The 7079-nt window shown below is 68.8% G+C and carries 9 protein-coding genes and 1 pseudogene; 5 read left to right on the plus strand and 5 right to left on the minus strand.

Annotation, left to right across the window (positions count from 1 at the left end; genetic code table 11):
* From G3I77_RS40225 to G3I77_RS40235, 3 genes and pseudogenes are all read right to left on the minus strand, one after another.
* A pseudogene (locus G3I77_RS40225) lies at window positions 1-86 on the minus strand (IS6 family transposase); the annotation flags it as partial.
* Between the two features lie 116 nt (window positions 87-202).
* Entirely contained in the window at window positions 203-532 is a 330-nt protein-coding gene (locus tag G3I77_RS40230; protein ID WP_248512383.1) for a TfoX/Sxy family protein, read from the minus strand.
* Between the two features lie 7 nt (window positions 533-539).
* A complete protein-coding gene (locus G3I77_RS40235; RefSeq protein WP_248512385.1) occupies window positions 540-998 on the minus strand; it encodes an SRPBCC family protein in 459 nt (152 codons plus the stop codon).
* A gap of 177 nt (window positions 999-1175) precedes the next feature.
* Here G3I77_RS40235 and G3I77_RS40240 point away from each other — a divergent pair, with 177 nt between their 5' ends.
* The 3 genes from G3I77_RS40240 to G3I77_RS40250 all read left to right on the plus strand — a co-directional run bounded on the left by G3I77_RS40240 (window position 1176) and on the right by G3I77_RS40250 (window position 3496).
* The gene (locus G3I77_RS40240; RefSeq protein ID WP_248512387.1) at window positions 1176-1952 is read left to right on the plus strand and encodes a Crp/Fnr family transcriptional regulator; all 777 of its coding nucleotides are present in this window, start codon (window positions 1176-1178) and stop codon (window positions 1950-1952) included.
* 85 nt (window positions 1953-2037) lie between these two features.
* Window positions 2038-2625, plus strand: coding sequence for a redoxin domain-containing protein (locus tag G3I77_RS40245; protein ID WP_248512389.1), 588 nt, complete (start codon window positions 2038-2040; stop codon window positions 2623-2625).
* Between the two features lie 7 nt (window positions 2626-2632).
* The gene (locus G3I77_RS40250; protein WP_248512391.1) at window positions 2633-3496 is read left to right on the plus strand and encodes a cytochrome c biogenesis CcdA family protein; all 864 of its coding nucleotides are present in this window, start codon (window positions 2633-2635) and stop codon (window positions 3494-3496) included.
* A gap of 138 nt (window positions 3497-3634) precedes the next feature.
* Here G3I77_RS40250 and G3I77_RS40255 read toward each other — a convergent pair whose 3' ends face one another.
* Window positions 3635-4171: a dihydrofolate reductase family protein gene (locus G3I77_RS40255; protein ID WP_248512393.1), complete on the minus strand. Its 537-nt coding sequence runs from the start codon at window positions 4169-4171 to the stop codon at window positions 3635-3637.
* A 46-nt stretch (window positions 4172-4217) separates the two neighbouring features.
* Here G3I77_RS40255 and G3I77_RS40260 point away from each other — a divergent pair, with 46 nt between their 5' ends.
* Window positions 4218-4718 (plus strand): hypothetical protein, encoded by a 501-nt coding sequence (locus tag G3I77_RS40260; protein WP_248512395.1) that lies wholly within the window; start codon window positions 4218-4220, stop codon window positions 4716-4718.
* 339 nt (window positions 4719-5057) lie between these two features.
* On the opposite strand, the gene G3I77_RS40265 is transcribed toward G3I77_RS40260, so the two are convergent.
* On the minus strand, window positions 5058-5684 hold the full coding sequence (locus G3I77_RS40265) for a bifunctional 2-polyprenyl-6-hydroxyphenol methylase/3-demethylubiquinol 3-O-methyltransferase UbiG (protein WP_248512396.1): 627 nt from the start codon (window positions 5682-5684) through the stop codon (window positions 5058-5060).
* A gap of 404 nt (window positions 5685-6088) precedes the next feature.
* On the opposite strand from G3I77_RS40265, the gene G3I77_RS40270 reads away from it, so the two are divergent.
* Window positions 6089-6913, plus strand: a complete 825-nt coding sequence (locus G3I77_RS40270) for an IS5 family transposase (RefSeq protein WP_248512398.1) — start codon at window positions 6089-6091, stop codon at window positions 6911-6913.
* Window positions 6914-7079: the final 166 nt, after the last annotated feature.

A 7079-nucleotide genomic window follows, 5' to 3' on the forward strand; every position in this document is an offset into this window, starting at 1 on the left:
GGGAAGCGGAAGTACAGCCACACGCAGTGGGAGATCACCTCGACCGGGTACCGGTGCCCCTTGTACGACGGCGACACGGCCCCCACGAACAACCCCCTCCAGCACGATCAACCAGAAGATCATCCCACCAGCTAACCAACGTGACAGCGCCCGCACGCCGCAGTAGGGGGCCGGGAGTGGAGGGGCCTGCCGCCGGGAGGGGTCACTTGGGCGGCAGGCTCGCCGCGAAGGCGTGCCCCTGGTCGATCCAGCCGGCCAGGGCCTCGTCCTCGGACACGGCGGAGGAGGCCACGACCACCCAGCCGCGCATCGGGTGCCCGGTGAGGTCGAAGGGCCGCGTCCCGGGCCGGGCCAGGGCGGCTTCGGTGGCGTCGGGGCCGACCCGGACCATCAGCCCGTCCCCGGTCACCCCGACCGCCATGTTGCCCTGGTACAGGAACGCCAGCCCACCGAACATCCGCTTCTCCGTGATGCCCGGATCCGTGCCGAGCCGGGCCCGGACGCGTTCCGCGAGTCCTTCGTCGAACGCCATGCCGTCCTCACCCTCCCGTTCGGCGGCTCACCTGCCGCTGAAGGTCCTGGAGGTCCTTGACCAGTGACGAGTGCACCTTGCGTCTCATCATCGGTCCGGCCGGCCTGTACAGGCCGGAGGCGTCACCGCGCACGCGGATCCGGGCGAGCGTGCCGCCGTCCGGGAGCGGGGCGAAGGTGTAGGTGACGTGCATGGGCATCGGTCCGGCGACCGAGACCATGTCCAGCAGCCTCGGCGGCTCGTACGCGGCGACCCGCAGCACGTAGTCGATCCGCTTGCCCAGGAAGTATGCCGTCCGTGTCACTTCCGCCCCGACGCCGAAACCGCCCGCATCGGCGTCGCGGGTCAGCTCCGCCGTCCGGATGCCCTGGGTCCACTCGGCATCGTGGCGCCAGTCCATCGCGTACGCCGCCACCTGCTCGCAAGGCAGCGAGATCACCCGCTCCACGGTCACGTCGATACCCATCAGCTGCCCTGTTCGCCGACGTCAGTTCCATGGACCCACTCCGGGCGGTCGGCTTCAACCGGACGCCGCACGGGACTGCCGGCGCGTAGGTAAGGGCGGTCACATACCTGACCCCACCAGCCGATCCAGCGTCAGCGACGGAAGCAGGAGAACCCCCCGACCGATGGGACGATCACCATGACCACGGCATCACACATCTCCTCCAAGACCGCTGCGATCCCTGTGCACGCCGTCTGGGGCGCAGCGGCCGGACTCGTCGGCGGCGTCGGCATGGGCATCTGGATGTCGGCCTCCCGGCCCGTCATGGACACTGCGATGATCACGATGGTGGCCGGGCTGCTGGGCTCGACCAACGCCTTCGCCGGCTGGCTGATCCACCTGGCCATCGCCCTGTTCGCCGGCACGACGTTCGGCATCGTGCTCGGCCACCTCGCGCAGCGCCCTACGCCCGCCATCGGCCTCGGCCTGGCCTATGGCGTGGCGTGGTGGACATCGGCGCGCTGTGGATCATGCCCGCCAACACGGGGATGCCGGCACGACAACTACGCCGAAGCCCTCGACGACACCGTCGTGTGCGTGATGAGCCGCGCGGACGTCCATCGGCTGCTGCTGGCCGACCCCTGCATCGCCGCACGGATCACCGCGATCCTCGGCCGCCGCCTGGCCGACCTCGAACAGCGCCTGTCCGACACTGTGTTCAAAACCGTCGCCCAGCGCATCGCCACCGCGCTGACCACCCTCACCAGCGCCCAGGCCCCGGCAGGCCTCCTGCGGTCGGTCGGACGCCACCCGCAGATCGCCCTCACCCACGAACAACTTGCCGCCCTCGCCGGCACCTCCCGCGAAACCTGCACCAAGGTCTTGCGCGAATACGCCGAACACGGCCTGCTCCGCCTGGCCCGCGGGCGCATCACCGTCCTCGACGCCGAGCGGCTCAAGGACGCATCCGGCTGACGTCACCCATCCGTAAGGTTCCAGCCCGCCGCCCGCCCAGGAGCCACGACTACCCTCGCATCATCCCGATCCTCAGGAGTTCTCCTTGCGCGCACGCACCCTCCTCCCGGCTGTCCTCGCCACCGCCCTCCTCACACTGACCGCGTGTGGTTCGGAAGGCTCCGCATCCGCCGGCGACACGGGTGCTTCCCCGTCGACGGCGTCGTCTCCGGCCCAGTCGTCCGCCGGCTCCGACGCGAGCGGCGGGGGGTCTGAGGGCGTGAAGGTGCCCGAGGCACTGACCTTCACCGCCACCACGGTGGACGGCAAGTCGTTCGACGCGAAGACCCTCGCGGGCAAGCCCACCGTGCTGTGGTTCTGGGCACCGTGGTGCCCCACATGCAAGGGCCAGGCCGCCGAGACCGCCAAGGTCGCCTCCGACCATCAGGGCAAGGCCAACGTCGTCGGCGTCGCGGGCCTGGACAAGAACGCCGCCATGCGCGCCTTCGTCTCCGACACCGGCACCGGCTCCTTCCCCCACCTCTCCGACGAGAAGGGCGAGGTGTGGAAGCGGTTCGAGATCAGTCAGCAGAGCTACTACGTGATCCTCGACCAGACCGGAAAGACCGTCTACAAGGGCGTGCTCCATGGCGGCAAGGGGCTGGCGGAGAAGGTCTCCGCCCTCACCGGCTGAACCCGCCATGGCCGACCTGCCCCTCGCCCTCGCCCTCGGTGCCGGGATGCTCGCCGCCGTCAACCCGTGCGGCTTCGCCCTGCTGCCCGCCTACCTCTCCCTGCTCGTCCTGGGCGACGACAGCCCCAGCCGTACCGTCGCCCTCGGCAGGGCGCTCGCCGCCACCGCCGCGATGACCGCTGGTTTCGCCGCCTTCTTCGCCGTTTTCGGACTCGTCATCCAGCCCGTCGCCGGCCAGATCCAGCAGCACCTGCCCTGGTTCACCATCGCCTTCGGCCTGCTCATCACCGCTGCCGGCGCATGGCTCCTCGCCGGCCGCCAGCTGCCCACCCTGGCCCCGAAGCTCCGCCGCGCCCCCGCCGTCACACGGTCCGTGCCCTCGATGGCGCTGTTCGGTATGGCGTATGCCACCGCCTCGCTCGGCTGCACCATCGCCCCGTTCCTCGCCATCGTCGTCTCGGCCTTCCGCAGCGGCTCCACCACCGACGGCATCGCCCTGTTCGCGGCCTACGCCGCCGGCATGGGTCTGATCGTCGGCGCCGCCTCGTTGACCGTCGCCCTCACCCGCACCACCGCCGTCACCCGGCTGCGTCGCCTCGGCGCGATAGCCCCCCGGCTCGGGGGCGGCCTGCTCTTCCTGGTGGGCGCCTACGTCGCCTACTACGGCTGGTACGAGATCCGCACCCTGCGCGACCCTGCCACCACCGACCCCGTCATCGACGCGGCGGCCGGCATCCAGCGCGCCGTTGCCGACGCCCTGGATACCGCTGGTCCGGCCGTGATCGCTGTGATCTTCGGGATTCTGCTCCTCGCGGCACCGCTGATCCGGCGCTGCAGGAACGCACGTCAGCGCACCGGCTTCCGAGCGTGATCAAAAGCCGTGCTGGAAGCCCGATCGATGTTCGCCATGAACTGCAGCCACCGTCGGGCCAGTTGACGTTCAGCGAGAGTGGGGAACTTGCCCCACGGGATGGGGGCCATGACAGCAGGCTAGTAGTTGCGACCGTGCCTACTTGCGCACGTGGAAGCGCAGCATGGTGACCCCGCCCGACTGGACGTTGCTGAACGGTTCCAGGTCGATCCGGTCGAGGCCCGGCGGCGCGAAGCGGACGCCGTCGCCGAGCAGCACCGGCAGCACGTACACCAGGATCTCGTCGACGAGGCCGCGCTGCAGGCACTGGGCGGCCACGTCGGCGCCGAGGATCTCCAGGTTCTTGTCGCCGGCGGCGCGGCGTGCCGTGGCCACGGCTTCCTCGATGTCGCAGGTGAGGAAGGTGACGTTGGGGTCCGGCTCGTCGGGCGGGCGGTGGGTGAGGACGAACTGCGCCCCGCCGTCGTAGTCGGTGTTCTCGTCGGACATGCGCTTGCCGACCTCGTACGTGCTCCGGCCGATGAGCATGGCGCCCGTGGCCGCCATGACCTCCGGGAACGTCGCCGACGTCATGTGCTCGAAGATCCAGTCCATCGTGTGGCCGGGACCGGCGATGAACCCATCGAGGGACATCACCCTGTTCACGACCACTTTGCCGGTGCTCGCATCCGTCATGCGTCTAATCCAAGCAGGTGGAGGGCCGGGATCGCATCATAGGTCGGTGAGCAACATCTTCTCCGGGGGTAGCCACGACCTGGACCTGTCCAATGGCGCCACCGCGGTGCCGCTCATCGACGTGCTGATGCTGGCCGTGTCCGATCTCGCCTCCGAGCATTGGGACTTCCGCTTCGCGGCGCTGCTGACCCTGCAGGACCAGAACGTCATGGGGCGCGGTGCCGTCGGGTTCGACTTGGCGGAGTTCGACTGGGGTGCGACGGAGCGGGAACGCGCCCGCGCGAAGGACTTCGTGCTGCGTGCCACAGCACTCGCGGCGAGCGGACATCGCTGGAGCGAGCTGGGCTACCACCCGCCCCGCGTGCATGACTACCTGCACCGCTTCACGACCATGGTGGAGTCCTGCACCCCGCCCGCCGACAGCAGCGCCGCACGCGGCTTTCCCGGCCCGGACGAGGCCGCGAGGGCCTCGTGCGTGCGCCACCGCACCCTCAGCGCGCTCCCGCTCTGGGACGGCTGCTTCCTCTGCAATCGGCCGCACCATTAGCCCGGCTCGATTCCACATAAGGAGGGCTCGGCGGCAGGGACAAGCCGAACACGCAAGAGCGGACACGTGATGTCTGGCCGCCGTCGGCCCGTCGACCGTCGGCATCTGGACGGCGGCGAACGCCGGCTGAAGGGTCCGGCGGCCATGGCGGCGGCCGCCGACCGTATCGCCCAGGCCGTCGGCAACGACTCCGCCCGGGCGGTCCGCCTGCGGCACGAGAAAGTCGTCACGTTCGAGATCGGGCTGCCGGACACCGATGGGACGCATGGAAGGCCGCTGCGGGAGACGAGTCCGGCGTCCCTGTGGGTGAGGGGGACGGTCGCGGACCGGGGCGCAAACTCATGTGGTGGGGCGGGAGTGAACGCTGACGGCATAGCCGCAGCCTTCGTAGTAGGGATCGCCGCTCCAGGTGGCGCAGCGCTGCCGCAGGGTCAGTCCGGCCTGGGTGCACCAGTGGTCGAACTGCGTAAGGGTGACCGTCGGTTCCGGCAGCGGCAGGTGGGCCGCGTCCAGTCCCATGCCCGTGACCAGCAGTCCGCCAGGACGCAGTACCGCGGCCAGCTGCCGGACGACGGTTGATTCGGTACCCAGGGCCAGCAGGGGGATGACGTTCCCGGCGGCGAGCGCCAGGTCGAAGCCCGGATTCAAGCCGAGGGCATCCAAACGGGCCAGGTCGCCGAGGAGCCACTCCTCCGTGGGGGCGTCGCGGCGGGCGATGGCGAGCATCGAGGGGTCCACGTCCACGCCGGTGCAGTGGTGGCCCAGCTCGGCGAGCCGGATCGCGATCCGGCCGGTGCCGCAGCCGGCGTCGAGTATCCGGGCTGCGGGCTTCAGCAGCGCGGCACAGAATGTAGCCTCGCCGTGGATGTCGTGGCCCGATTCGGCGAGCCGTGCGAAGCGCTGGGCGTATGCCTCTCCGGCTTGTCCGCCTGTCAGTTCCGCCCAACGGTCGCGTTGCCCGGTCATGTTGAGTGTGCCTTTCGGTAAGCCTCGTGGGTGTAGACCTCGCGGCCTGCTACGAAGGTACACAGAGCAAGGCTCGGGGAGGACCGGCTCGGGTAGGAGGTCGTTGTCGGTCGGCTCCGTGTCCTATTAGAGAAAACGACCTCTAAGTGAGCGTTTGGTTCGCTTGCCGGATAGTTCATGGCGATTTTCAAAGGCCAGACATGAGCACCGACCCGAGCGATCCGTCGGAAAAATGGCTTCTGCGGCAATCGGTAGCCCAGTTATGCGCCGGTTTCCATACAAGAGCTCCTGTCTCATTTAGAAACCTCCCGGTTCACGTGAGATTCAAAACGCACGCCCCGGTGCAACCGACACCCCCCGCACACGCCCTGCTCAGGCTGGCCGCCACCGCATACCCAGGCATCATGAAGCCCTCACGGCCCTACCCCAGCGACCTGTCCGACGCCCGCTGGGAACTCATCCGCCCCACCCTCGAAGCCTGGCGTCAGGCCCGCAACGGCATCCGCAAGCCCACCCACGACCTGCGCGCCCTGATGAACGCCATCCTCTACGTCGACCGCACCGGCATCCCCTGGCGCTACCTGCCCCACGACTTCCCGCCCCACCAGACCGTCTACGGCTACTTCGCCCGCTGGGAAGCCGACGGCATCTTCGACCACCTCACCGGTCTGTTACGCGGCAAAGTCCGCCAGGCTGAAGGCCGCTCGAGCGAGCCCAGCGCCTGCCTGATCGACAGCCAGAGCATCAAAACCTCCGCCACCGTCCCCCTGACCAGCCAAGGCATCGACCCAGCCAAGAAAATCATCGGCCGCAAACGGCACATCGTCACCGACACACTCGGCCTCCTGCTGGCCGTGGCCGTCACCGCCGCCAGCGTCCACGACTCCACCGCCGGCACACAACTCCTGACCGACGTCCGCGAACGCCACCCCACCGTCACCAAAGCCTGGGCCGACAACGGCTACAAAACCAAAGCCATCGAACAAGCCGCCCACCTCGGCATCGACCTCGAAATCGTCCAACGCGACCCCAACACCCGCGGCTTCCACGTCCAGCCCCGCCGCTGGGTCATCGAACGCACCCTCGGCTGGCTCATGCACCACCGCCGCCTGGCCCGCGACTACGAAACCCACCCCCACCGCTCAGCCGCCATGATCCAACTGGCCGCCATCAACCTCATGACCCGCCGACTCACCCACGAAACCACCGCCAACTGGCGCGACAGCTAAGCCAAATGAAACAGACAACCGAGAACCAAACGCTCACTTAGCTTGGCGTTTAACATCGCAGGTCACTCGTCCTGCTGACCTGCGGTTCTTCCCGGGACAGCGTGGGCGGCCGTTCTCCACGCTTCGAGATGTCGAGTAACGAAGTGCGAGAGAACGGCCGCTGCGC

Origin of the sequence: Streptomyces sp. D2-8 (genome assembly GCF_023184515.1) — a bacterium.
Classification (GTDB): Bacteria; Actinomycetota; Actinomycetes; order Streptomycetales; family Streptomycetaceae; genus Streptomyces.